This window comes from Acidiphilium sp. PM (assembly GCF_000219295.1).
Classification (GTDB): Bacteria; Pseudomonadota; Alphaproteobacteria; order Acetobacterales; family Acetobacteraceae; genus Acidiphilium; species Acidiphilium multivorum.
The window spans coordinates 1-1,945 of record NZ_AFPR01000547.1 but is presented as its reverse complement, the minus strand read 5'-3'; the positions used below and the strand labels follow the sequence as shown (position 1 = coordinate 1,945).

The 1,945-nt window shown below is 73.1% G+C and carries 1 protein-coding gene and 1 pseudogene; both read right to left on the bottom strand.

Annotated features, from left to right (window positions below):
* A pseudogene (locus APM_RS17885) lies at positions 1–685 on the bottom strand (thiol reductant ABC exporter subunit CydC); the annotation flags it as partial.
* Positions 673–1,945, bottom strand: a 1,273-nt coding sequence (cydD, locus tag APM_RS17880; RefSeq protein ID WP_007424807.1) for a thiol reductant ABC exporter subunit CydD, incomplete at its 5' end; no start/stop codon positions are given. The gene cydD and the pseudogene APM_RS17885, both read right to left, overlap by 13 nt.

The window sequence follows — 1,945 nt, the reverse complement described above, 5'->3', positions numbered from 1 at the left end:
CCCGCTCCGCCATCGCCCCGCTCGCATTGCAGGTGAGCAGTTCGGCCATGCCCTGGACGGAATCGACGAGATCGGCGCGCATCGTCGCCTGTAGCGCGACGGCGGCGCCGGCCGGGCGGCGGCCGAGGCCGAGGCTCGCCAGCGGCACCGCGACCCCGGCGACGAACAGCCCGAGCAGGAGCAGCAGCCCGGCCTCGGGCGAGACGATGGCGAAGCCGAGCGCCATGACCAGCGCAGCCGCCGCCGCGATCATGAAGGGCGAGGCGACGCGGAGGAAAAAATCGCCCAGCCGGTCGATATCGGCGACGAGGCGGGAGAGCAGGTCGCCGCCGCGCTCGCCGGCGAGGCCGACCGGGGCGAGCGGTTCGAGCCCGGCATAGGCGACCATGCGCAGCCGGGCGAGCAGGCGGAACGTCGCCTCGTGATCGACCAGCCTGCCGGCATAGCGGGCGAGCACGCGCAGGGTTGCGAAGAAGCGCACCCCGGCGGCCGGGGTGAAGAAGTTGAAGGCGTTCTGCGCCGCATAGCCGGCGACACCGACGACCCCGGTGGCGGCGAGGAACCAGCCGGAGAGCGCGAGCAGCGCGAAATTCGCCAGCACGGTGAGAACGCCGAGCCCGATGCCGGCGAGAACCCAGACCCGGTAGGGCGCGTAGAGGCGGAGCAGGCGGATCAGGTCGCGCATGGAGCCTCCGCGGCGCCGAGCAGGGCGGCATAGGCGCCGCCGCGGGCGAGCAGCTCGTCGTGCGTGCCGGATTCGGCGAGGCGCCCGCCCTCCAGCACCAGGATGCGGTCGGCCCGGCGGACGGTGGCGAGGCGGTGGGCGATCAGGATCGCGGTGCGGCCGCGGGCGAGGTCGGCGATGGCGGCGGCGATCTCGGCCTCGGTCTCGAGGTCGAGATGGGCGGTGGCCTCGTCGAGGATCAGCAGCGGGGTGTCGCGCAGGAAGGCGCGCGCGAGGGCGAGGCGCTGGACCTGGCCGCCGGACAGCCCGGCGCCGCCATCGCCGATGCGGGTTTCGATGCCGGCGGGCAGGCGGTCGATCTCGTCGAGCAGGCGGGCGCGGCGCAGGGCATCGCGCAGCGCCGCATCGTCCGCCTCCGGCCGGCCGAGGCGCAGGTTCTCGGCGATCGTGCCGGCGAAGACGCGGGGGGTCTGCGGCACATAGGCCAGCCGCGCCCACCACGCCTCGCGGTCGAGCGAGGCGAGCGCCGTGTCGCCGTTGACCATGACGGCGCCGGATTGCGGGGCGACGAAGCCGAGCAGGGCGGCGGCGAGTGTGGACTTGCCGGCGCCGGAGCGGCCGACGATGGCGGTGAGCGAGCCGGCGGGAAAGGCGCAGTCGATCCCGTGCAGCACCGTCTGGCCGGGTTCGTGGGCGATGGTGAGGCCGGCGCAGCGCAGCGATGGCGGGCCGGCGGGGGGAATGGCGCTGCCCCAGCTTGTGGCGGGCTTCGCGTCGAGCACGTCGAAGATGCGGCCGGCGGCGGCCAACGCCGTCATCCGCGCGTGATAATGGGTGGCGAGGCCGCGCAGGGGGAGAAAGAATTCCGGCACCAGCAGCAGCACGAAGAAGGCGGGAAAGAAGTCGATATGCCCGTGCAGCAGCCGCGCGCCGAACAGCACGGCGACCAGGGCGATCGAGAGCGAGGCGAAGAATTCCAGCACCGCCGAGGTGAGGAAGGCGACGCGCAGCCCGGCCATGGTGGCGCGGCGGTATTCATCGGCGATCCGCCCGATCAGCGCGATCTCGTCACGTGCCCGGCCGAACAGCCGCAGCGTGGTGATGCCCTGCACGGCATCGAGGAAGCGCGCGCTCATGGTCAGCAGTTCGCGCCATTGCCGGCGGTTGATCGCCTCGGCGCGGTAGCCGACGAAGACCATGAAGACCGGGATGATCGGGCCGGTGACGAGCAGGACGAGACCGCTGATCCAGTCCACCGGG